Here is a 22,389-nt window from a genome sequence, read left to right on the forward strand (position 1 = left end):
TACCGTCAATCATAAAAATGCAAAAAAACGAAAACCGTCACACGCCAAAACCCAAAAACCACAGAAAACCGGCATTCCTGAGGCCTGCAGGAATTGAGAAAAACATGTCGGACGGACAGAATCCGTTTGTCCCCTCTCCTGCCGGCATAAATCCTATCCATTTTAAGATGGACGCATCGGGACAGATTCTGGGACATACCCCTGAATTATTACACCATATTGCTACGAGCAGGTTCCCATGCCGAATCCTTCGACCAAACCCTCCCTTCTTCATGAAGTGAACGATCATGTGGCCGTGCGCATGACGATCATATTCGGAAGCATCTGGTGCGTTTATGCCTTTCTGGTCTTTTCGCTTATCCCGCTGGCTGCGCCTGCATGGCAGAATACGCTGCTTTACATAAGCAACTGTATCCAGCTGGTTGCCCTCCCCGCCCTTATGGTGGGCAATGCGGTACTCAGCCGGGGAACCGACCGGCGTGCGGCAGAAGATCATGCAGCCCTGATGGAAATACTGAATGATGTCAGATCTGAAGTCGCGGAACTGAAAACAGTGACTAATGATCTGGCCCGCAAAACGAACGAAGCGGCCAGCCGCGCACCTTCGGAAGTCGTATCGTTTTCCGATGAAGCTGTTATAAATGTAACGGAAAACGGTGCCCATGCAGCGCCTGCAGCCAAGGCATAACGTCACCATCACATTTTATGGAAACACCATGTCCCCTGTCCTGAACCGTCCCGAAACCGTCGCGGAACTGACCGCCATGTCCGATCGCTATGAAAAGGCGCTGAGTGACAATAACCTTCAGGAACTCGATGCGCTCTTTTACCACGGGCCGGAAACCGTGCGGTATGGGGTCGGCGAAACGCTGTACGGGTTTGATGAAATCGCCGCGTTCCGCCGCAACCGGACGGGGGGATCGCCCCCGCGCGATGTGCTTCGACGCCATATTACCGCCATCGGCACGGATGCCGGCACGGTTGACCTGGAATTCCGTCGCCATGGCGGTGAACGGATCGGACGGCAGAGCCAGACATGGATCCGCACTCCCGATGGGTGGAAGGTCATTGCCGCGCATGTCTCCCTTATGGCGGATATATCATGATGAACTGATTCCGTCAGAGATGTCGGTGTCTTGCAACTGCGCCAGGGCATCGACAAATCCGATCGCGAAGGAAGCTGGCCCGCCTGCATTCCGGGCCGCGATTTCAGCTGCACGCGCATATAGTGCATGAATGGCTGCCGCAGCGACCAGCCTGTCCGATTCCACCGGGGTCACCGCAAGGCCGGCCGCCACCAGCCCACCCAAGGCGCATCCCGCCCCCGTCACGACCGTCAACAACCGGTTACCGCCCGGCACGACAAGGTGACGCCCATCAGGGCCGAGTATATGGTCCTCCGGCCCACTGATCGCCACGATCACCTGTTTATTACGGGCCAGATCCTGTCCCATCGGCACTGCCTGTGCGATGGAGGCCGTGGTTTCCACCCCCCGCGCCGTCGCCGCACCGCCAGCCAGGGCCATGACCTCACTGGCATTGCCCCGTATGACGGCCGGCCCCTGTCGCATCAGATCACGAATAATGGCATCATATTCCCCGATACCAGCCCCCATGGCCACGGGGTCGAGCACCCATGGCACCCCTGCGGCATTCGCAGCCTGCACGGCGGCCAGCATATCCTGTGCCGTGCAATTGATCAGCCCCGCCGCATTGACCCATACTGCCCCCGCATGCCCCCCGAAACCGGCCGGCCAGCCCGGTGCTGCGCCAATCGCGGGCGCCGCCCCTGCCGCCAGCAGCACATTGGCGCTGAGGGTCGCCGCAACATAGTTGGTCAACCCGTACACAAACGGCGCCTGCTGCCTGACCTGCCGCAGGACGGCGCGGCAGGCAGGGTGATCATAATTCATGGATATGGCTGCTGCGTGCATAAGGTTGCGCTCCTTTCCCACGCGTCCAGCCCATGGGGGCCGACACAGACAGGGGTTGCCTTTTGGTGGTAATCGACTGAAAAACAAAGAACGCAGCCGGTCAATGATGCCGGTAGCCCTCTTGATCTCATATATGTTTTTACCAGCCGACATATCGTAGCAGGAACATACCGTGCGACCAGCTTTCCTCTCTGCCCCTGTCATTCTTGCCGCAGGACTACTGGCCTCCTCTTCCGCATGGGCTGCGGATGCACTGGGACAGCCAACGGCCAGGCTATGCTTCACCCTGCGCGATGCGGCTCTTGCCGGCGGGTATTCATGGGGCAAGGGACGCCTGTATTTTGGCGAACACTCCTATCCGGTCAAGATTACGGGCGGTGGGGCGATCGGGATTGGTTACAGCAAGCTCAGGGGCGAAGGGACGGTCTACAATCTTGCCCGCCTGTCCGACATCAATGGCACATACTGGTCCGTCCGGGCGGAAGGCACCGTGGGGCGTGGGCGCAATGTCGCGGTGTTGGATAACAACCATGGCGTGGACATAAAGACGACCATGCATACCAGTGGCGCGCATCTGGCCGCCGCCGTCATGCGGCTGACCCTGCGCGTGGACCCGGGGCGGGAGCGGGCCGATACCCTGCCGACCCGCTGCACCTTTCCCCTGCGCTAAGGAATAGGGCCGTTTTTTCTAGATCGTGCTGATCACGATCTCGACAAGGTTGGGACGGCCGGATGCCATTGCAGCCTCGATCGCCGGGGCAATATCCGTCGCACGGGTAATCAGGCGGGAGTCCAGGCCATAGGACGTCGCCATGGCCTGATAATCGATCGGTGGATTACACAGATCCATTGCCAGGAAATTCCCTTCCCGCGCGGAAATGTAGTGCGTCTGTCCGCGCATGAATCCCTTCAGCACGTTATACTCACGATTGTTCATCACCACGAAGGTCACCGGCAGACCCTCATGTGCCGCCGTCCACAGGGCCTGCGGGGAATACAGTGCCGCACCATCCCCCACCAGGCAGACCACCGGCTCCCGGCCCAGCCCGAGCGAGGCCCCGACTGCTGCCGGCATGCCCCACCCCAGCGCACCACCGCGCAGGAAGGAATATTGCGCGGCCCAGTCGCTATCGAGGAACATGCGCGTATAGGACGATGTCGCAATCGCTTCATCCACAATGGCAATCCGGGGACCAATGGCGCGCACGACCTCATGCGCGGCAACACAGGGGGCTACGACCGGGTCATCGCGGTGACGGGCTACAAGACCCTCCGCCTCGGCACGCCTGCTGGCACGGGCGGCGATGACATGGTCGCGGGCCGCCGTGAATTCGGCCCGGCGGGGCTGCGTCGCCTGCTGCAGCAGGGGCAGCAGCACGTCCAGCGATGCACGGATATTCCCCACCAGCGAAAGCGGAGTCTGGAATGTACGTCCCAGATCACGCGCATCAGCCGATACCTGATAAACCGCGCAGCCCGGCGGCACGGGCGAGCCTTCGGAATACAGGATGGTAATCAGTGATTTGCCACCCAGCGCGAAGATCGCGTCATAATCCGCAAGCCTGTGGGCGATGTCGGTCGCGCGTGTGGGCATGTTGCCCGCCCATAACGAACAGGACGTCGCAAACGGAATACGCGATGGCCATGACGCGCCATAAACCGGCGCACCAAGGATTTCGGCCACTGCCGCGACCTGTGCCGCCGCATCCGCGCCATGGACCTCATCCCCCGCAATGATCGCCAGTCGCCCTGGCGTAATCTCCGCCAGCGCACGCGCCAGTTCCGGAAGGCCACCAGCTATGGAATCGCGATTGATGATGGAAGGAGAGCCGACATCCACATCACTGGTTTCCTCCATCACGTCCATGGGCAGCGACAGGAAGACAGGGCCGGACGGGGCGGCCATCGAATCGTTGAAAGCCCGTCGCACCAGCACCGGCAACTGGTCCGCATGAAGGACTTCCTGCGCCCATTTGACGGCAGGGGTCGCGATACTGACCAGATCCCCGAACAGCAACGGATCAGAAATCGTGTGTCGCGAGTCCTGCTGTCCCGCCGTCACGACAAGCGGCGTCTGTGACACGCTGGCATTCAGCAGATTGCCCATGCCATGCCCCAGCCCCCCTGCAGTGTGCAGGTTGAGGAAACCGGGGCGCCCTGCGGCCTGTGCATAACCGTCGGCCATGGCCACCACGCTCGCTTCCTGCAGCGCGAGGATATATTTCAGATCCGGGCGGCCCTGAAGCGCATCAATCAGCGGCAGTTCCGTCGTGCCGGGATTGCCGAAAATGTAGCGGACCCCTTCACTTTCCAAAATTTCCAGCAGGATATCAGCACCCCGCCGCCCCCCTGTCCGCCGTGCTGCGACCTCAAGCGGTGTAATAGCCATGCTGTCCCCTGCGTATGCATTGACGGTGCGGCTATCGCACCACGTTTTCGGGACCGGGTCCACCATCGGGACAATCAGGGCAGATGCCATTTTTATCTTGATAATGATAATTACTATCATTATCAGTTTCTTTACCCGTGGGTCGCCCGACAGATTCCCGATCGTCGATTTCCCAACATTGTCCACGGAACCTTACGGCATCACCCCGTCCCGGGTGATGCCGTTTTTTTATCCGGCTTTTTGACCCTCAAGCATTTGGACCGGAAGGGATGATATTTTTTCATGCAGGAGCGGGGATAATCTTACTCTTTCAATTGACCCACGTTCCGGACGTGAAGATGATGCGGTAACACGCAGTCATGAAAGTGAGCCCCTTGTCCGCTGACAGCCCCGCTACCCTGTCTGCCCTGCCACCCGACGGGAACAACGCGGAGGATGCGCCCCTGTCGCTGTCGCCCGTGATCGACACGCTGCACCGCGGTGGTCTGATCACCGCGCACCACATGGCGGCAGCCCGGTTCTGGGCCACGGATTACCGGATTGGCGTCATGGGACAGGAAGACCCGGATCTGGACAGGACATCCCTCGGCCTGTCCGTACGGCCGCTGAACGGGCGGATGGGGTCAATCAACCGTTACAGATATATTCATGACATCATCGGCCACCGCTACGAGCGGATTCTGGTCGCCACCATGATCAACAACCAGCCGATGCATGAAATCGCCTATCATGCCCGGTATGATCCCCGGCATATGGGCGACGTGCTGGCGCTGCTGCTGGATTTCCTGACCCAGCATTATGACGCCATGCCCGGGCACCTGTGGCGCGGCTGATCCCGGATATGAAAAAGGGCGCCCCGCCAGTAACGGGACGCCCCTTCAGGCCGTATCAGCGATAGGCTTCGGCAAAGGCCGCCGCCGCCCCCAGCAGCCCGGGCTGGGGATAGGTAATCAGCTTGACCGGCATTTCCGCCATCATGCCTTCAAAGCGGCCCTTGGCCACAAAGCGTTCGGCAAAACCGGAACGGGGCAGGTGTTCGGCCAGACGCAGCCCAAGGCCACCGGCGATCACGACCGCGCTGCCCCCCTGCGCCAGGGCCAGGTCGCCTGCGACCGTACCAAGGCTGAGGCAGAAACGTTCCAGCGCCGCGGCGGCCACCGGGTCGGATCCCTCCAGCGCCATGGTCCACAGCGCCTTGTCATCACGCGCCTTGACCGACAGTTCCCCCATTTCGGCAATCGCCTCGTACAGGTTCAGCAGCCCCGGCCCCGACACCACGCGTTCAACCGACACACGCCGGTAGCGACGACGCAGCACGCTCAGGATCCGGTCCTCAAGCTGGTCCAGCGGGGAAAAGTCGATATGGCCACCTTCGGTTTCGCACACGAAATAACCATTCTTGCGGCGCACGATATAAGCGGACCCCAGACCCGTGCCCGGCCCCACGACGGTAACCACACCCTGTTCGGGCAGCGGCAGTTCGGGACCGCAGATATGCTGCAGGCTGTCTTCGCCCACCTGCGCCACGGCATGGGCCACGGCGCCGAAATCATTCACCAGGATCAGTTCGTCCACACCCAGCTTGACCGGCAGCCACGCGGGCTGGATGACCCACGGGTTATTGGTCAGCTTGAGGATATCGCCCTTGATCGGACAGGCCACGGCAATGCCTGCGGCCCTGGGCAGAGGACGGTCAACCACGCGGGCAAAGGCTTCCCATGCCAGTTGCAGGCTGGCGTGATCGGCACATTTCAGGGTCGTGGCGTCCCCCAGCGTGACAACCCGCCCCTGATCAACCTGGGCGATGGCAAAGCGCGCATGCGTGCCGCCAATATCAACTGCTACGATCTCTTTCATGTCCGGTCACGCTCCGTGGCCATACGGCAGCTCCTTGCCCCGCTATTACAATAAAAACAGTCTGCGATTGTGCCCTTCCCCATGCATTCCATGCAACAGAGCAGGCAATTCAGGCGCCGCAGACATACCGGTTAACACATCTGACCAAAAAACAAGACCAGCTATCGCGCAATTTCATTGATAAATGTCACGAAATGGCCACAATCGTTCCGGTTAACATTAAAACATATTATACGGACCATATCCCGTCCGCAGGCAGTTCAGTCCATCTGGTCGGCCTTGATGGCCGACAGTATCCGCCGCTTGAACGGCCACGGCACCAGCGTATCCACCAGCCGTAGCACGGAAAACACGAACGGAAAGACCAGGTGCGGCCGGTTCCGGTCCACGGCACGGGCGATCCTGCGCGCGGCCGAAGGCGCGGTCTGCAGAAAGGGCTTGGCCCCCACCACGCGGCGGCTCATGGGGGTGTCCACAAACCCGGGCGAGACCAGCGTCACCCCGATCCCCAACGGGGCCAGCGCCATCTGCTGCGCCTCGGCAAAGCGTTTCAGCCCCGCCTTGGACCCGGAATAGGCCGCGGCGAACGGCAGGGCATGGAAGGCGGCAACGGAACTGATCATCACGATATGGCCCCGCCCGCGCGGGGCCATGCGCTCGGCCGCGGCAGCCGCCATGGCCGATGGCGTGGCATAATTGACCAGTCCCAGGCGCAGCACGTCCTCCGCGCGTTCCACCACGTCGCGCCCGCGCCGCATGTCCCCAAGGCCCGCGGCAAGGATGGCGATATCCAGCGGATGGCTGTCATCATCCTCGCGCAGGGCTGCAATCGCCGCTGCTCCATCAGACAGGTCCAGCACGCGCGTATGCACGCTGACGCCGTAACTGCGGGCACGTGCGGCCACGTTTTCCAGTCGTTCGGCATTGCGTCCCCACAGCACCAGCGGCCGCCCACGGGCCGCATACAGCCATGCCAGTTCCGCCCCGATCCCGCTGGATGCCCCCGTAATCAGCACATATGCCCCTTCATCCATGCGTGAACCGGACCGAACCGTCATTGTCTATCTTCCTTTTAAGGGTCCTTCTGTGCCATCAGCACAGCAACAGGACGGACCACCGAATCACTTCTTTTAACCCATGCCTGCATAGCCTGCCCCGTTCCGTGACGGAATGAAGGTCGATGCGGGTAATGTTCAGGATGCAACGAACCGGTCATGAACGAAACCGATCGTCTTACTATCATTCCCGTTTCCGGCTTTCGTCAGATGACCACCTTTATCCAGCTGCCCCGTCGCCTGTACGCCGGGTTGCCAGGTTACGTCGCGCCCCTGGACCTAACCCAGCGCGACCTGCTGACCCCGCGCAAGAGCCCCTTTTTCCGTCTGGGCCGCGCACAGTATTTCCTGGCCATGCGGGGCGACCGGGCGGTGGGACGCATATCCGCCCAGATCGACCCGGTTTCCATGGAACATTATGGCGAACCGGTCGGCTTTTTCGGCGCGCTGGACGCCATTGACGACCTGGAGGTCGTATCAGCCCTGCTGGATGCGGCAGGCACATGGCTGCGCCAGCACGGCATGAAGCTCATGCGCGGGCCGCAGACGCTGGATAGCAATGGCGAATTCGGCATGATGATCGAGGGGCACCATGCCCTGCCCATGGTGGCCATGCCGTGGCATCCCCAATGGCTGCCCGGCATGATGGAAGCCTGCGGCTGTACCAAGGTGCGCGACCTTGTGGCCTACCAGATGCGCACAGGGCCGGATGCGGAGGAAGCCCACCTTGTCCCCGCCAGCCTGCGCCTGGGCGAAGGGCGGCTGGGCAATGTCACCACCCGTGGCCTGCGCATGGACCGCATTGACGAAGATGGGGAGATCCTGCGCACGCTGTACAACGACGCATGGCGCAACAACTGGGGGTCGATCCCGCTGGCGCGGGAAGACATGCAGGCCATGATCGTGGAAATGAAGCCCATCCTGCGTCCAGAACATTTCGTGCTGATCGAACAGGATGGCAAACCGGTCTGCGTGGCGCTGGTTGTGCCCAATGTGTTCGACATCTCCGCCGACCTCAACGGGGATCCCTCACCACTGGGGTGGCTGAAGCTGGGCAAGCGCCTGCTGCGGCATGAATTCCATTCCGCCCGCGTTATCCTGCTGGGTGTCAGTTCCGTACTGGACGGTACGGCACTGGGCGCGATCATGCCTGCCCTCGCCATTACCGAACTCATGAAACGCGGGCGCAGCCTGCCCTACCGCACGGTCGAACTGGGCTGGGTGCTGGAAACAAACCTGCCCATGCGCCGCCTGATCGAACGCATTACACCCGAACCGTGCAAACGCTACCGGGTCTATGACCGTCCCCTGACCGACTGAACGGCGGATCGTGGCTGGCGGGCCTCAGCCCCCGTCCGGCACATGGCTCCAGCCACGCCGAGCAAGTACCATCTCATGCCCTGCACTGTCGCGCACCTGCACGCCATTTCCCGCCACCACCTGACCGATGCACGTCACCTCCACCCCGGACCGTGCGGCATGGCGCAGCAGGCGATCTTCGTGCGCAGGCGGGACAGCCAGCAGCAGTTCGTAATCATCCCCCCCGCTCAGGCATGTGGGCAGCCATTGCGGGCCAAGCGCGCGCACGGCGGGCGAAAGCGGCACCTGATCCGCATGGATCACGATACCGACCCCGCTTTCACGCGCCATGTGCCCCAGATCCTGCACCAGCCCATCGGATACATCCATCCCGGCGGATGCCACATCCCCCAGTTCCAGACCCAGCCGGGGTCGTGGCAACTGGTATCGTCGCGCCAGGAAATGATCGGGATCGGCCACCTGCCCCCGCCGCGCCAGCAGGCCCATTGCGCCATCGCCAATGGTGCCCGTCACCCATATGCCGTCACCCACGCGGGCGGTACTGCGCCGTAACGCCTGCCCCGGCGCCACATGCCCCAGCACCGTCAGGGACAAAACAAGCGGCCCGGAGGTCGAGGTGGTATCCCCCCCCAGCAGCGTAATGCCAAAGCGTTTCTGGTCATGCACCAGCCCGGAGGCAAAGCCCGCGAACCATGCCTCGTCCCGTTCGGGCGGCATGGACACCGTCATGAGATAACCCAGCGGGGTCGCATCCATTGCGGCAAGGTCCGACAGGTTGCAGCGCAGCAGCTTGCGCCCCACGGTATCAGACGGATCATCTGGCAGGAAATGAACGCCTTCAACCATGGCGTCGGCGGCGATGACCAGTTCACGCCCGGCAGGCGGCATGAACACGGCGGCATCATCGCGCAGGTCCAGCGCCCCATTTCCCGCAAGCGGGCGGAAAATACGGGCAATGAACCCGAATTCCGCCGGCAGGCCATTATCCGACAGCGTGTCCTGTCCCATGGCCGTCATGCCCTTCCGCCGGGTTCAGGCGGGCCTGGTGTCGGGCGCGGCATCGGTGGTGGGAGCTTCTTCATCCACCACTATCGTTTCCACGCCATCCGCATCCGCCACGGGCCCCGTCGGGTCATTGATCCGCCGCGACAGGGCATCGAGCACGCCATTGAGCATGCGCGGTTCATCCCCGGCAAGGAACCCATGGGCGATATCCATGTATTCATTGATGATGACGCGCGCGGGAACGGGGTCCGCACCGGTCATCTCGCCACCTGCGGCATGCATGATCGCACGCAGTACCGGGTCCAGCCGGGCCAGCGGCCACGAGGCGGGCAGGATGTCATGCAGAAGCGCGTCAATACGGTCCTGCCGGGCCATGGCGCCCCGCACCACGATCCCGAACAGGCGCGCATCCGCATCAGGCACCTGCCCTTCGGCATATGCGCACTGTTCGGACGCGGACGTGCCCAGCCGGTGGCGCATGAACTGGTTTATGACCCGTTCCGGGCTTTCATTGCCCTGTTCGATCTGGAACAGGGCCTGCACCGCTGCAACACGCGATGCGGTACGGGAACGGACCCTGGGCTGCCGGTCACCGTCTGTCTGTGTCATGGCGCGTTACTCCTGCTATGGCATTGCTGCAAATTCTGGGTTTCATCGCCTCTTTGCGCGGCGGGGTCCAGTTCAATCTTTGTCTTTCGGGTCGGATGGGGAAAACTCTTCGCCTGCATCCCCCGATACGGATGCTGAAATCGTATCCAGAATATCCGCGAAATCCTTGGTTTCCCGGAAATCCCAATGCACGCTGGCGAAACGGATATAGGCCACGGAATCAATTTCACGCAGCGTTTCCATAATCAGCCGGCCAATATCGCGCGACGGGATATCCGTCTCCCCCATTGCCTCAAGATGCCGGACCAGCCCATTGACGATCCGTTCGATCCGGTCGGCATCCACCGGGCGCTTGCGTAGCGCGATACGGACCGAACGCGCCATCTTATCGCGCTCGAACGGCACGCGGCGCCCATCGGCCTTGATCACCACAAGGTCACGCAACTGCACGCGTTCAATGGTGGTAAAACGCTGCCCGCATGATCCGCATATGCGCCTGCGCCGGATGGCCGCGCCGTCTTCATGCGGGCGGCTGTCCTTCACCTGCGTATCGTCATTTCCACAAAAAGGGCAACGCATGCAAAACCGTTTCCTGATTACGCGATGAAACAGAACACGCCACGCGGGGGCGTGACGGGCTAGGCGCCGACATCAGCCAGTACATCCAGCACCGCGGCGCCATAGCGGGCCAGCTTGGAGCCACCCACCCCACGGATCATGCCAAGTTCGTCCAGCGAGGTCGGACATTCCAGTGCAATATCATGCAGCACGGCATCATGGAAAATGACATAGGGCGGAATTTCCTGCTCCCGCGCCTCACCCAGCCGCCATTGCCGCAGCGCCTCGTACCGCGCGGCGGCTTCTGGCGTAAGATCCACCATCTGGGGCCGCTGCCCGCTGCCTGAACCGCGGCCTGCCGCTTTCAGGTCTTCGGTCGCGTCCTCGCGCAGCATGATCTGCTCCTCGCCACGCAATATGGGACGCGCACGCCCCTCCTCAAGGGCAAGGGAATTATATTCGCCCGTCACCTTTATCGCGCCACGCGCGATCAACTGGCGGATCACGCCACGCCAGAAGGGTTCGGGCCGATCACGGCCAATGCCAAACACACTCAGCTTTTCATGCCCGTGGCGGGACGTCATGTCCGACGCCTTGCCCCGCAGCACGCCAGCCACATGCACCGCACCAAAACGCTGCCCGGTGCGATAGATGGCCGAAAGCACCTTCTGTGCCGCCACCGTGCCATCAAACGTCGCGACCGGATTGCGGCAGTTATCGCAGTGCCCGCAGGCGGTAGACAGTTCCTCGCCAAAACAGGACAGCAGCGCCTGCGTGCGGCAGCCCGTGGTCTCGGTCAGGGCAATCATGGCTTCCAGGCGGGCACTCATGATCCGTTTCTGGGCCTCGGGCGCGTTGGACTGTTCCAGCCAGTACCGGGCGCGGGCCATGTCATCGCCACCATACAGCAGCACGGTTTCGGCCTGCGCGCCATCACGCCCGGCGCGGCCGATCTGCTGGTAATACCCTTCGGGCGAGGATGGCATGTCCAGATGCACGACGGCGCGCACATCGGGCCGGTCGATCCCCATGCCAAAGGCAATGGTGGCGACAATCACCACAGGCTCCCCCGAGCGGAACCGCATGAGGGCCGCGCGCTTTTCTACCGGTGACAGGCCTGCATGGAACGGCAGCGCGGCATAGCCCTTGCCTGCCAGCGAGCGGGCAATCCGCTCGGTCTTGCTGCGGCTGCCGCAGTAGACGATGGACGCAGCCCCCCGGTGCCGGTCCAGTATGCCGGTCAACTGCCGCAGTTCCGATGTCTTGGGGCGCACGGCGATATCAAGGTTGGGCCGGTGGAAGCTGGCCTTCAGCACCGTCGCATCCGGCATCGCCAGCGCATCGAGGATATCGCTGCGCGTACGCGCATCTGCCGTGGCGGTCAGGGCGATGCGGGGCACATTGGGAAAATGCTGCGGCAGCGCCGCAAGTTCGCGGTATTCGGGCCGGAATTCATGGCCCCAGGCGGAAATGCAGTGCGCTTCGTCAATCGCGATGACCGACAGCGTCAGCCGCCCGAGCCGTTCCAGCATGCCAGGGGACAGCAGCCGTTCAGGCGAGACATAAAGGATATCCAGCCGCCCTGCCATAAGGTCCGCACGGACACGGGCGGCATCATCGGCTTCCTGTTCAGAATGCAGCGCGCCTGCATTCACCCCCAACTGGCGCAGGGCCGCCACCTGATCGTCCATCAGCGCGATCAGGGGGGAAATGACCAGTCCGGTCCCGGGGCGCGCCAGGGCAGGCACCTGGTAGCAGACACTCTTGCCACCACCGGTCGGCATGAGCACAAGACAGTCCCGGCCCGCCATGACCTCATCCACGGCCTGCTGCTGCAGGCCACGGAAATCAGGGAAGCCGAATACCTCGGCCAGCACATCACGCGGATTGCGCGATGCGCCGTCATGGGCAGTCATATTATCAGAAGAAGGACCGTCGATCAGCGTCCACCAACCTCGATTTCGACACGGCGCGACGCCAGCGCACCGTTTTCATTGTTCAGCGGACCACGCGGCTGCTGGCGGATACGGCTGGCATCCACGCCGTCAACCGCAAGCTGGCGGGCCACGATCTTGGCACGGTCGATGGCCAGCAGTTCATCAGCAGACAGGTCATGGCTGGCAGCGGCGTAGCCTTCGACGCGCACGTTGGCGTGGCTCGAGACGGCGCGCTGTGCAGCCTGCGTGATCACGGTCTGGGCCGGCGTGTCAAGCTGGGTGGAGTTCTCGGTAAAGAACACGACATATTTACCCGGATGGCCACCAGCACACCCTGTCAGCAGACCAAGACCAAGAAGAAGGGACAGGCGACGCATGATGAATTTACTCCTGATTCAGGTATTCAAGACGGATCGCTCTCAGCCTTATGGTATGCCCGATCCGGTTTTCCGCTACTTCGTGCCCTGTGGGGATAGCCGCGTCAATCCTTTCCACTGGCATGGCCACCCCTTTGTCACCGGGCACTGACCATTTTTCCGCCAGAAATACGCCATACCATATCCAGTTTTTCAATACCCGTCAGACGGTGTGCGATCAGGATAACCGTGCGCCCCTGCGTGACATCATTCAGGGTCTGGAGGAATTCCTGCTCGGTGCGGGCATCAAGCCCCGTGGCCGGTTCATCCAGTATCAGGATGGGTGTGCGCGACAGCAGCACCCGCGCCAGCGCCAGACGCCGTCCCTGCCCGCCGGACAGGCTCGCACCACCTTCACCCAGCCAGCTGTCCAGACCTTCGGGCAGTTCGCGCACCACATCCGCAACCCGGGCCTGTTCCAGCGCGGTCCAGAGGTCGGCTTCCGTGGCATCGGGACGCCCCAGCAGCAGGTTGGCACGAATCGTATCGGCAAACAGGTGCGTCGCCTGTGACAGCCACGCGATCCGCCTGCGCAGGTCCTCATCGCGGATGGTGGCGATATCGCGGCCACCCAGCGTGATGCATCCCCCCTGGGGAGCCACCGCCTTGAGCAGCAGCGCCGCCAGCGTGGACTTCCCCGCGCCCGACGGTCCCAGCACCGCAATGCGCTGGCCTGCCGGGATGCTCAGGCTCAGGTCATCAAGCACCGGGGCACGGTTGGCGTCCCAGCGGAAGGAGACATGATCGAAGCAGATGTCGGTCCCCGCCGGTGCGGGCTCGGTGCCTTCGGGTGGGGCGTGTTCCGGCATATCGCTTACGGCCACGACACGGGCCGCAGCCTGCGTAATGCTGCCCGCCAGCGCACCCGCGCGGGTCAGTCCCCCGACGCTTTCAAACGCCGCGACCGTCAGGAACAGGACTGCGGCCGCAGGCAGGGGCGCGATATGCGGCAGCCCGATTCCCAGTGCCGCGGCCAGCACCACCAGCACCGCCGCCTGTCCGCACAGGTAGGACACGGCACCTGACATGGCCAGCATACGCGCCTGCTTCATCTGGGCACGGTACAGGGCATCATCACGGTCACGGACATGGGCCAGCATGCGGCCCTCCGCGCCAAAGGTTGCGATTTCGCGCAAGCCCCCCACCATGTCCAGCACGCCGATCCGCAACTGCGCGCTGGCATGGTTGACCAGTCCGCCCTCGCGCCGCCCCAGCATGGCGGCGACCAGCGGCAGGCCAAAGACACTGCACGCGAACAGCCCGGCCACGACAACCGCCAGCACCGTGTTGACCATGTTGATGGCAATGAACAGGAACGGCAGCACCAGACAGGCGCCAAGCAGCGGGATGATGATGCGCAGGTACAGCCCGTCCAGCGTCTCGACATCGGACACCAGCCGCGACAGCAGATCGCCCGCGCGACGGAAGCCCAGCCCGGCCGCCGCGCCACGCGCCAGGTTGCGGAAGAACCATACCCGCACATCCGCCAGTGCACGGAACATCGCGTCATGCGTGACCAGGCGTTCGGTATAGCGCAGGATCACCCGCGCACTGCCGAAGATGCGCAGCGCCCCGGTCGTTACCACGATCATGCCCATCGTCATGGCCGCGACCCGCATGCCCGCCTCGCGCATCAGCACAAGACCAATCAGCACGGCCAGCAGGGACAGAAGCGCGCCCGCTGTCAGCAACGGGGCACGGCGCTGCCATATGTGCAGGATCTGCAGCACCGGTCCCATCACGCCTTCACGCCGCGCCTGCCGCGCGAATTCCCGGTTTTCCGAGGACTTCACGATGCATTCTCCCCACTGGTGACAATACGGCCATGATCAAGGTCCACCCGCTGCCCCCCGAACCCGTCCACCGCCGCAGAATGGCTGGCGAGGATAACCGTGCGATGGGCCGCAAGCGCACGCAGGCTGTCGAACACGTCCGCCTCGGTCTGCGGGTCAAGGTGGGATGTCGGTTCATCCAGCAAAAGCAGCGGCGCGTCCTTGAGGAAGGCACGCGCGATCGCCACGCGCTGCGCCTGACCACCCGACAGGCCAAACCCGCCTTCGCCAATCAGGGTGTCCAGCCCATGCGGCAGGGTGGCGATGAAGGTGTCCGCCGCCGCCGTCCTGATGGCGGCCTGCAACTGCGCATCCGTGGCATCGGGACGGGCAAACAGGATATTCTCGCGCAGGGTGCCCGCGAACAGGACCGGCTTCTGCCCGATCCATGATGTCATGGCGACCAGCGCCTCGGGCAGGATGGTGGCCATGTCGACACCATTGAAGGTAATGCGCCCGATTTCGGGCTGGATGAAGCCCAGCAACATTTCGATCACGGTCGACTTGCCCGACCCCGACGGGCCGCACAGCACCAGCGTCTGGCCCGCGGGCACGGTAAACGTAACATCATCCAGCGTCGCACCGCGCGCGGGATCCCACGTGAAGCCCACATGCTCGAACGCGACACTGACCCCCTGTCCCGTTTCGCACACCGTCTGCCCGGCAGTGCGCACGGTGGCGGCATCAGGCAGTATCCGCATGGCCGCGGCAGCCCCCGATGCATGGGCGCGATCCTGATAGGCCAGCGCCAGACTACGGAAGGGTGCGAAGAATTCCGGTACCAGCAGCACGACAAACAGCCCGCGCGCCACATGGGCCGCCATGAGTGTCGCCGGCACGCCCTGATCATGCAGCGCCATAAGCTGCGCCCCGTTGCGCAGCGCCACCAGCACAAGGGCCACGACCATCGCGCAGTCAATGGAAGCCGAGGACAGGAACGCAACCCGCAGCACTTTCATGGTCCGCAGGCGCAGTTCCTCCGCCGCAGCCGCAAGCCTGCGCGTTTCATCGTCCGTCCGGCCGGACAGGACGATGGTGGCGATCCCGCGCACCCGGTCAAGGAAGCGCGCCTGCAGGCGGGTCATGGCAAGGAACTGGTTGCGCGACGCAACTGCGGCACCGATGCCGAACAGGGCCTGCCCGAAGGGCACGGCAATGCCGCATATCGCCATGATCAGCGCCGAACCCGGCTGCACCAGGGCGGCAAGGACGCCGATGACAAGCGGAGCCGCAACCCACAGCACGGAAGCGGGCAACCAGCGGGCGAAAAAACCGTCCAGCGCCTCGATCCGGTCAACGGCAAGTGCCGCCAGCTCCCCTGTATGATGACGGCGCAGCAGGCCCGGCCCGCCGCGCAGGATGGCGTCCAGCACCCCACCACGCAGGCGCGCACGCGCCTTCATGCCCGCACGGGCGGCCAGCATGTCCGACCCCATCTGCAAGACAGCGCGGATGATGGCCAGCACCACCAGCCCGGCCAGCGGCCACGTCACCGCCGACTGGCCGCCGCCGACCAGCACGTAAGCCAGCACGTTGGCCACGCACCAGACCTGTCCCACCGCAGTGGCCGCCGTGGCCAGCCCCAGCAACACAACCGGCATGGCCTGCCGGCGCCCAAGACGCGACTGTGCCTTCGTCCACGCCTTCATCACTGTCTTGTCATCGTTCATGACCGTTCCCTATACCGAAGGACACGGCACAGGGACAGCCATCATCCATGGCCTGAATCTGCCCACGCCATAACTCTGCCATGCATTTTTGCATGGATTCACGCGGATGTTTCATCCTGTTCGGGCTGCTTCAACGGAAAAACAAGGACATAGCGGGTCCCGTTTTCCTCAAACATCTGCAGTTCGCCGCCCAGTTGCCGGGCAAAACCACGGATCAGCTGCATGCCGATCCCGCTGCGCCCTTCCTCTGCCGCGGAATGATTGCGCGCCGCCGCCATACCTACGCCGTTATCGGCAATCCACAGGCAGGCCCGGTCGCCAGACAGCGCGCGCAGGCCAACTTCCAGCGTACCATGCTGGCGGTCGGGAAAGGCGTATTTGATGGTATTGCTGACCGCTTCCGTCACGATCAGGGCCAGCGGCACCGCCTGATCCGGCACCATCAGCAGGTCATCGACGCGGATATCCAGCGTGATGCGGCTTTCGTCGGATTCACCAATGGCATGCATGATCTGGCCGCACAGTTCGCGTACGAAACTCTGCATGTTCAGGCTGTACAGTTCGCCATCGGCGTAAAGATAGCGGTGCAGGGTGGCCAGCGCGCGTACACGATCACGCGCCTGCGCAAATTCCTCGCGTGCCGCAGGCTGGCGGATGCGACCGGCCTGCAGGTTCAGCAGCGACGCCACGATCTGCAGGTTGTTCTTGACGCGATGATGCATTTCCTTGAGCAGCAGTTCCTGCCGCGCCTGCGCGCGTTCCAGCCGCTTTTCATGCCGCGCCAGCCTGCGGGTGGCCTTGCTGAAGGCATGGGCCAACTGCCTGACCTCCAGCGGCATGGCCCAGTTGGAGCGTACTTCGTACATGCCCCCCAGCTGCCACTGGTTGACGGATGCCGTCAGCTGCCGCAACGGCGTAATCACCAGCACGTCGGCACTCTTGGATGCCCCCAGCAGCCCCGCCAGCAGCAGCAGCCCGCTACTGACCAGCGATATGGCGAACATCACCACCGCATGCCGCTCCCCCGCGTTGCGGCGCGTCATGGTCAGGACATGTACGCCCCCCTGCACGCGACCGATGGAAAACGATCCCTCCGGCAGGGTGATGTGCGCATGGTCGCCCCCCGTCGCCAGGGTCACGCGCGCCCATTGCATGATGCGGTCGGGGGGGCGGGCAGCCCAGTTGCAGTCGGAACACAGCGGCGCCGCGGCGCGGGCCTGGCTGTCCACCACCCATATCTGGATCGGCCCGTTCTGCTGCACCAGGTCCAGTCGCGGGTCACTGGCCTGCAGGATGGCACTGCGCCATGACAGCGGCATGACCGCGGTCAGGTACCCCGGACGCGCGGGCCTGCCCGCGTCATCATAAATGACGGCGGAAACCGTAATCCGGAAATAGCCGGGCACATGGGTCAGGGGATCGGTCAGCGCGACCATCCGGACATCACCCTGGAAACGGGGCATGGCATCCGCCCCCAGCGCAGGCGCATCGCCCTGCCGTCCCACGGCGGTCAGGATGTTGCCCCGGTCATCCGCCAGGGCGATCTGGCTGTAATGCCGCCCGGTCAGGGACTGCACCAGTTCGAGCATATGCCGCAGGCCCGCATCATCAAGCCGCATGCGGGACACGGCCTGCAGCAGGGAGCCAAGGTGATCGGCCTCATGTCGCAGTTCAAGGTCGATGCGCGATACCGTCAGGTCGGTCCGCTCACCGGGAGCTTCAAGGGTGGAATGGTAACTGTGCCATGCCTGTACCGCGCCAATCAGGGCAATGGGCATGGCCGCCAGCAGGATGATCGCCATCATCCGGCCACGCACGGCGTCGAACACGCGACCGACGCGGGTGAACAGGCTCCGGTGACGGACCTGCCTGCCGTGACCGGAAGAAGGGAACACGGACATCCGTTATTTTGTCCGTTTCCGGTCTTCCTCAATCAAACGCAGGAGTTCCTCGGGCACTGGCTCTTTTGTTACATCATCGAACAACTGATGCAGCCCCCGCTTCAACCATAGCTCGAACGCGTCATCCGATCTGTTAATGGACTTCTTTCCTGGTTGCCTGGGAGGACACTTGTCCTTCAGAGCCATCGCATTATCCCGAAGTAAATTCCCACTTCACACAATCCCTGCCCGTATCAGGGCCGTATCCCACCCTGCAAGTCCCAGGATAGCGGTGAAGACGTTACCGTCAGTGCCATATTCACGCCGCAATTCAAAGTGGGAATCCACTCCATTCAGACCGATGCCGCGGGACGCGCCTCCATGCGCGAACGCAGGCGCTGCACCGCACCGCGCAGTTCGACGGTGGAAATGTCGCGCTCTTCACCATACAGCCATGTGGCCAGCTGGCGGCGGGCGCGGAAGACGCGGCTTTTGGCGGTACCGACGGCGCAGCCGGTCGCCGCGGCCAGTTCGTCGTAGCTCATGCCCTGCATCACCACCAGCACCAGCGCCTCGCGCTGATCGGCGGGCAGGCGGTTCATGGCCTCGACCAGTTCCTTGACCACCAGACGTTCCTCGTGTGCGCCGCTGCCTGCCATGGCGGAAGCGGGCACATCCTCGATATTGCCGGTTTCGCGCTTCTTGCGCAGATCGGAAATGAAGCGATTGCGCAGGATGCGGTGCATCCATGCGGAAAAGTTGGTGCCCGGGGTAAAGCTGTGCTGTGCGGCCAGCGCGTTGCACACGGCGTCCTGCACCAGATCATCCGCTGCCGCGCGGTTACGTGTCAGCGACAGGGCCTGAACGCGCAGACGGGGCAGGATTGCAATCATTTCGTCATGAAAGCTGTTGGTCATGTTCATCTCCCCTTTGATGTCGTTCATGCGGGTGCAATGAACGGGGGGGACGAAAGGTTACATCCATCGACATAACGAAAACGCGAGCATGATGTCGCGGTTTCCCTCATCCCCCTTCTGGCGGGGGGGTCATGTATTCCATGATCTGGCTGCGCGCGCGTGACACGCGGGCCTTGATGGTGCCCACGGTGACACCGCACACATGGGCGGCCTCGGCATAGGTCATTTCCTGCACGCCAACCAGCACCAGCGCCTCACGCAGGCGGGGGCTCAGCCGCCAGATCGCGCCATCCAGGTCGCGCAGCGCATCCGCCTCCCCTTCCCCCGTATCACTTTCGGGCCGGTCGGGACGGCGGGCGTAGTCGGACATGACATCGCGCTCGCGCCGCCCGTGGCGCACCTGTTCATAAAAAAGATTGCGCGCAATCGTGTACAGCCATGCTTTCATGCTGGTGCCGGGGGTAAACTGGTCCAGTGCCGCCAGCGCCCGCAGCACGGTTTCCTGAACAAGGTCGTCCGCCTGCGCGGCCTGCCCCGTCAGAAAACGGGCAAAACCACGTAATTGCGGCAGAAGGGACAGGATCTCCCCACGCAAGTGCGTGACCGCTGACGGATCGGGTGGTATTCTTGATTCCAGTTTGTTTACTCTTCAACTCTTGCAGCACAGTCTAACGCTGTCATGATCCGGAGTGTAACAGTTTATCTGGGGAGATGAATGCCTCATGCCGCTATCACGGCGTCAAGACCTGCTTCGCGCCCTGCCCTATGCCCGGCGGTACGCCCGCGCATTATGTGGCAGTCAGTCGAGTGGTGACCTGCTGGTTGCCGAAAGCCTGCGCGAACTCATGGCGGTGGACGATCCCTCCATGCCGCCGAGGCTGCGCCTTTACCAGTGGATATCCCGACACCATGCCGAACATGGCCGCGAAGACGAGACGGCGGGCGGCATGCCGCCCCTGGGGCGCAAGCTGCTGCTCCTGACATCGCTGGAGGAACTGCCGGTCAATGACGCGGCACGTGTCCTTTCCCTGTCCCCCGCGCAGGCCACCACCATACTGGGGGACGCCCACACCCGCCTGCGTTCCTGCGCCCAGACCAGCGTGCTGATCATCGAGGACGAACCGATCATCGCGATGGATATCGAGGAACTGGTGCGCCAGTGCGGCCATACCATTGCAGGCGTCGCCAGCAGCGAGGCGGAAGCCGTAAGGCTTGCGCGCGAAACCAGGCCGGGCCTGATCCTGGCCGATATCAACCTTGGTGATGGTGGCGACGGGATGAAGGCGGTTTCCAGCATCCTGCAGCACCAGGACATTCCCATCATCTTCGTCACCGCCTACCCCGAACGCCTGCTGACGGGCGATACGATCGAACCGGCATTCGTGATTACCAAGCCATTTGAACCACTTACACTGGCCGTCTCCACCTATCAGGCCGTTTCGGGTGGCGTTTCCCTGAACTGACACATCCGCATGCCAGTACCGCGCCTGCGCCATCCCCCCCGTATGGCCCGGCGTGTATGGTGCCTGTTCTGGCCGCATAACCGGCTGGGGCTGATCCGCCACGCGACAGCTTATCAGAGAGGGCAGAATGAAACGGCTGGTCATCGTATCCAATCGCGTTCCCGTTCCCAAGGAAGGGCTGCGGCCCGGCGGCCTCGCGGTTGTGCTGAAGGACCTGCTGGCGCGCAAGGGGGGCATGTGGTTCGGCTGGAACGGCACCTGCCATCCCGACGCGGCCCATCTGCCGCCCGAAATCCAGCAGGCGGACGGGGTGGAATACGCCACCATCGGCCTGACACCCGCCGAACACCGCAATTATTACACCGGCTTTTCCAATTCCACGCTGTGGCCGCTCATGCATTCCCTGCCCGAGCACATCCACTTCGAACGGCGTGAACTGGCCACCTACTGGTCGGTCAACGAACGGTTCTGTGAAAACCTGCTGCCCCTGCTGCGGGCGGAAGACGTGATCTGGATCCACGACTACCACCTGCTGCCGCTTGCGGCCCTGCTGCGCCGCCACGGCGTGCGCCAGCCCATCGGCTTTTTCCTTCATACCCCTTTCCCCGCGCCCGACATGCTGGCTACGGCACCCGATGGCGGCACGTTCCTGCGCGACCTGCTGCGCGCGGACCTGCTGGGTTTCCAGACAGCCGACGACACGGCCAATTTCATCTTTGCCGCCACCCGCAAGGCAGGCGCCACGGCGGAAGATGACAGCACCCTGACATTCGAGGGACGCAGGGTGCGCGTCGGCACATTCCCCGTTGAAATCGATCCCCAGGCCTTTGCCCATGCGGCAACGGCAGCCGCTGGGTCACAGGACCTCCGCCGGCTGTCCGGCTCCCTTGCGGGGCGCAAACTGGTCTTTGGCGTGGACCGCATGGACCCGACCAAGGGGCTTGACCATCGCCTTGCCGGGTATGAACGCCTGCTGGAAACCTATCCCGAACGGGAACGCCAGGTCACGTTCCTGCAGATCGCGGCCGAAAGCCGGACGGACGTACCGTCCTATCAGGCGCTGCGCAACAAGCTGGAACACCAGATCGGCAAGCTGAACGCCCATAAGGGACAGGCCGACTGGACGCCGCTGCGCTTCCTGACACGCGGCAGCCCGCGCCCCACCGTGGCCGGTTACATGCGGCTGGCGGACATTGGCTACATCACCCCGCTGCGCGATGGCATGAACCTTGTGGCCAAGGAATTCATCGCGGCACAGGATCCCGAAAATCCCGGGGTGCTGATCCTCTCGCGGCTTGCCGGGGCGGCCAAGCAGCTTGAAGCTGCCCTTCTGGTCAACCCGCTGGACCATGACGGGATGGCCGATGCGCTGGAACGCGCGCTGGCCATGTCGGTAGAAGAACGGCGCGAACGCTGGAAAGCATGCTGGAACAGCATTGCCAACCGCACGGCCCTTGGCTGGGGGCTGTCATTCCTGAACATCCTTGAAAACGCGGCGCGGCAGTAGCCTTGCCTCCCACACCGGCCTTGCGCAGGGAGTGGTTGAG

Annotated in this window: 22 protein-coding genes; 7 read left to right on the forward strand and 15 right to left on the reverse strand. The window is 63.1% G+C overall.

Annotated features, from left to right (window positions below; all coding sequences use genetic code 11):
- Positions 1-238 precede the first annotated feature (238 nt).
- Positions 239-688: a hypothetical protein gene (locus HNO79_RS00005; protein ID WP_010514407.1), complete on the forward strand. Its 450-nt coding sequence runs from the start codon at positions 239-241 to the stop codon at positions 686-688.
- A 28-nt stretch (positions 689-716) separates the two neighbouring features.
- The gene (hpxZ, locus tag HNO79_RS00010; protein WP_214164388.1) at positions 717-1,106 is read left to right on the forward strand and encodes an oxalurate catabolism protein HpxZ; all 390 of its coding nucleotides are present in this window, start codon (positions 717-719) and stop codon (positions 1,104-1,106) included.
- On the opposite strand, the gene HNO79_RS00015 is transcribed toward hpxZ, so the two are convergent.
- Positions 1,101-1,913 (reverse strand): hydroxyethylthiazole kinase, encoded by an 813-nt coding sequence (locus tag HNO79_RS00015; protein WP_374699948.1) that lies wholly within the window; start codon positions 1,911-1,913, stop codon positions 1,101-1,103. The genes hpxZ and HNO79_RS00015 overlap by 6 nt on opposite strands.
- A 193-nt stretch (positions 1,914-2,106) precedes the next feature.
- On the opposite strand from HNO79_RS00015, the gene HNO79_RS00020 reads away from it, so the two are divergent.
- Positions 2,107-2,604, forward strand: a complete 498-nt coding sequence (locus HNO79_RS00020; protein WP_010514404.1) for a hypothetical protein — start codon at positions 2,107-2,109, stop codon at positions 2,602-2,604.
- Between the two features lie 18 nt (positions 2,605-2,622).
- On the opposite strand, the gene HNO79_RS00025 is transcribed toward HNO79_RS00020, so the two are convergent.
- Positions 2,623-4,323, reverse strand: coding sequence for a thiamine pyrophosphate-binding protein (locus HNO79_RS00025; protein ID WP_214164387.1), 1,701 nt, complete (start codon positions 4,321-4,323; stop codon positions 2,623-2,625).
- Positions 4,324-4,688: 365 nt separating this feature from the next.
- Here HNO79_RS00025 and HNO79_RS00030 point away from each other — a divergent pair, with 365 nt between their 5' ends.
- On the forward strand, positions 4,689-5,156 hold the full coding sequence (locus HNO79_RS00030) for a hypothetical protein (protein WP_244987393.1): 468 nt from the start codon (positions 4,689-4,691) through the stop codon (positions 5,154-5,156).
- Positions 5,157-5,211: 55 nt separating this feature from the next.
- Here HNO79_RS00030 and glk read toward each other — a convergent pair whose 3' ends face one another.
- Positions 5,212-6,180 (reverse strand): glucokinase, encoded by a 969-nt coding sequence (glk, locus tag HNO79_RS00035; protein ID WP_010514401.1) that lies wholly within the window; start codon positions 6,178-6,180, stop codon positions 5,212-5,214.
- A gap of 260 nt (positions 6,181-6,440) precedes the next feature.
- Positions 6,441-7,238, reverse strand: a complete 798-nt coding sequence (locus HNO79_RS00040; protein WP_010514400.1) for an SDR family NAD(P)-dependent oxidoreductase — start codon at positions 7,236-7,238, stop codon at positions 6,441-6,443.
- Between the two features lie 156 nt (positions 7,239-7,394).
- Between HNO79_RS00040 and HNO79_RS00045 the strand changes: the two genes are divergently transcribed.
- The gene (locus tag HNO79_RS00045) at positions 7,395-8,555 is read left to right on the forward strand and encodes a hypothetical protein (protein ID WP_010514399.1); all 1,161 of its coding nucleotides are present in this window, start codon (positions 7,395-7,397) and stop codon (positions 8,553-8,555) included.
- Between the two features lie 24 nt (positions 8,556-8,579).
- Here HNO79_RS00045 and thiL read toward each other — a convergent pair whose 3' ends face one another.
- The 11 genes from thiL to HNO79_RS00095 all read right to left on the reverse strand — a co-directional run bounded on the left by thiL (position 8,580) and on the right by HNO79_RS00095 (position 19,974).
- Entirely contained in the window at positions 8,580-9,572 is a 993-nt protein-coding gene (thiL, locus tag HNO79_RS00050) for a thiamine-phosphate kinase (protein WP_214164385.1), read from the reverse strand.
- 15 nt (positions 9,573-9,587) lie between these two features.
- Positions 9,588-10,169 carry a transcription antitermination factor NusB gene (nusB, locus tag HNO79_RS00055; RefSeq protein ID WP_214164384.1) on the reverse strand — a complete coding sequence of 194 codons (582 nt, stop codon included), beginning with the start codon at positions 10,167-10,169 and terminating at the stop codon, positions 9,588-9,590.
- A gap of 72 nt (positions 10,170-10,241) precedes the next feature.
- Positions 10,242-10,748 (reverse strand): transcriptional regulator NrdR, encoded by a 507-nt coding sequence (nrdR, locus tag HNO79_RS00060; RefSeq protein WP_029329466.1) that lies wholly within the window; start codon positions 10,746-10,748, stop codon positions 10,242-10,244.
- Between the two features lie 59 nt (positions 10,749-10,807).
- The gene (gene recQ, locus HNO79_RS00065; RefSeq protein ID WP_010514395.1) at positions 10,808-12,643 is read right to left on the reverse strand and encodes a DNA helicase RecQ; all 1,836 of its coding nucleotides are present in this window, start codon (positions 12,641-12,643) and stop codon (positions 10,808-10,810) included.
- A gap of 23 nt (positions 12,644-12,666) precedes the next feature.
- Positions 12,667-13,041 carry an OmpA family protein gene (locus HNO79_RS00070; RefSeq protein ID WP_010514394.1) on the reverse strand — a complete coding sequence of 125 codons (375 nt, stop codon included), beginning with the start codon at positions 13,039-13,041 and terminating at the stop codon, positions 12,667-12,669.
- A gap of 137 nt (positions 13,042-13,178) precedes the next feature.
- The gene (cydC, locus tag HNO79_RS00075; RefSeq protein WP_214164383.1) at positions 13,179-14,873 is read right to left on the reverse strand and encodes a thiol reductant ABC exporter subunit CydC; all 1,695 of its coding nucleotides are present in this window, start codon (positions 14,871-14,873) and stop codon (positions 13,179-13,181) included.
- Positions 14,870-16,582 carry a thiol reductant ABC exporter subunit CydD gene (gene cydD / locus HNO79_RS00080; protein WP_214164382.1) on the reverse strand — a complete coding sequence of 571 codons (1,713 nt, stop codon included), beginning with the start codon at positions 16,580-16,582 and terminating at the stop codon, positions 14,870-14,872. The genes cydC and cydD overlap by 4 nt, the downstream gene beginning before the upstream one ends.
- 98 nt (positions 16,583-16,680) lie before the next feature.
- Positions 16,681-18,483: a sensor histidine kinase gene (locus HNO79_RS00085; protein ID WP_048855398.1), complete on the reverse strand. Its 1,803-nt coding sequence runs from the start codon at positions 18,481-18,483 to the stop codon at positions 16,681-16,683.
- Positions 18,484-18,486: 3 nt separating this feature from the next.
- Positions 18,487-18,669 carry a hypothetical protein gene (locus tag HNO79_RS17190; protein WP_010514389.1) on the reverse strand — a complete coding sequence of 61 codons (183 nt, stop codon included), beginning with the start codon at positions 18,667-18,669 and terminating at the stop codon, positions 18,487-18,489.
- 146 nt (positions 18,670-18,815) lie between these two features.
- Positions 18,816-19,379 carry a sigma-70 family RNA polymerase sigma factor gene (locus HNO79_RS00090; RefSeq protein WP_029329465.1) on the reverse strand — a complete coding sequence of 188 codons (564 nt, stop codon included), beginning with the start codon at positions 19,377-19,379 and terminating at the stop codon, positions 18,816-18,818.
- A gap of 106 nt (positions 19,380-19,485) precedes the next feature.
- Entirely contained in the window at positions 19,486-19,974 is a 489-nt protein-coding gene (locus HNO79_RS00095) for a sigma-70 family RNA polymerase sigma factor (protein WP_010514387.1), read from the reverse strand.
- 127 nt (positions 19,975-20,101) lie between these two features.
- Between HNO79_RS00095 and HNO79_RS00100 the strand changes: the two genes are divergently transcribed.
- Positions 20,102-20,842, forward strand: a complete 741-nt coding sequence (locus HNO79_RS00100) for a response regulator (RefSeq protein ID WP_214164381.1) — start codon at positions 20,102-20,104, stop codon at positions 20,840-20,842.
- A gap of 127 nt (positions 20,843-20,969) precedes the next feature.
- Positions 20,970-22,349, forward strand: a complete 1,380-nt coding sequence (locus HNO79_RS00105) for an alpha,alpha-trehalose-phosphate synthase (UDP-forming) (protein ID WP_010514382.1) — start codon at positions 20,970-20,972, stop codon at positions 22,347-22,349.
- The last annotated feature ends 40 nt before the right edge of the window (positions 22,350-22,389 follow it).

It is taken from the genome of Komagataeibacter oboediens, assembly GCF_018491655.1.
Lineage (GTDB): Bacteria > Pseudomonadota > Alphaproteobacteria > Acetobacterales > Acetobacteraceae > Komagataeibacter > Komagataeibacter oboediens.

Excerpts from the sequence above, each read along its gene's own strand:
- HNO79_RS00005 (WP_010514407.1), top strand. The coding sequence starts at position 239 with ATGCCGAATCCTTCGACCAAACCCTCCCTTCTTCATGAAGTGAACGAT.
- hpxZ (WP_214164388.1), top strand. The coding sequence starts at position 717 with ATGTCCCCTGTCCTGAACCGTCCCGAAACCGTCGCGGAACTGACCGCC.
- HNO79_RS00015 (WP_374699948.1), bottom strand. The coding sequence starts at position 1,913 with ATGAATTATGATCACCCTGCCTGCCGCGCCGTCCTGCGGCAGGTCAGG.
- HNO79_RS00025 (WP_214164387.1), bottom strand. The coding sequence starts at position 4,323 with ATGGCTATTACACCGCTTGAGGTCGCAGCACGGCGGACAGGGGGGCGG.
- glk (WP_010514401.1), bottom strand. The coding sequence starts at position 6,180 with ATGAAAGAGATCGTAGCAGTTGATATTGGCGGCACGCATGCGCGCTTT.
- HNO79_RS00040 (WP_010514400.1), bottom strand. The coding sequence starts at position 7,238 with ATGACGGTTCGGTCCGGTTCACGCATGGATGAAGGGGCATATGTGCTG.
- HNO79_RS00045 (WP_010514399.1), top strand. The coding sequence starts at position 7,395 with ATGAACGAAACCGATCGTCTTACTATCATTCCCGTTTCCGGCTTTCGT.
- thiL (WP_214164385.1), bottom strand. The coding sequence starts at position 9,572 with ATGACGGCCATGGGACAGGACACGCTGTCGGATAATGGCCTGCCGGCG.
- nusB (WP_214164384.1), bottom strand. The coding sequence starts at position 10,169 with ATGACACAGACAGACGGTGACCGGCAGCCCAGGGTCCGTTCCCGTACC.
- nrdR (WP_029329466.1), bottom strand. The coding sequence starts at position 10,748 with ATGCGTTGCCCTTTTTGTGGAAATGACGATACGCAGGTGAAGGACAGC.
- recQ (WP_010514395.1), bottom strand. The coding sequence starts at position 12,643 with ATGACTGCCCATGACGGCGCATCGCGCAATCCGCGTGATGTGCTGGCC.
- HNO79_RS00070 (WP_010514394.1), bottom strand. The coding sequence starts at position 13,041 with ATGCGTCGCCTGTCCCTTCTTCTTGGTCTTGGTCTGCTGACAGGGTGT.
- cydD (WP_214164382.1), bottom strand. The coding sequence starts at position 16,582 with ATGAACGATGACAAGACAGTGATGAAGGCGTGGACGAAGGCACAGTCG.
- HNO79_RS00085 (WP_048855398.1), bottom strand. The coding sequence starts at position 18,483 with ATGTCCGTGTTCCCTTCTTCCGGTCACGGCAGGCAGGTCCGTCACCGG.
- HNO79_RS17190 (WP_010514389.1), bottom strand. The coding sequence starts at position 18,669 with ATGGCTCTGAAGGACAAGTGTCCTCCCAGGCAACCAGGAAAGAAGTCC.
- HNO79_RS00090 (WP_029329465.1), bottom strand. The coding sequence starts at position 19,379 with ATGACCAACAGCTTTCATGACGAAATGATTGCAATCCTGCCCCGTCTG.
- HNO79_RS00100 (WP_214164381.1), top strand. The coding sequence starts at position 20,102 with ATGCCGCTATCACGGCGTCAAGACCTGCTTCGCGCCCTGCCCTATGCC.
- HNO79_RS00105 (WP_010514382.1), top strand. The coding sequence starts at position 20,970 with ATGAAACGGCTGGTCATCGTATCCAATCGCGTTCCCGTTCCCAAGGAA.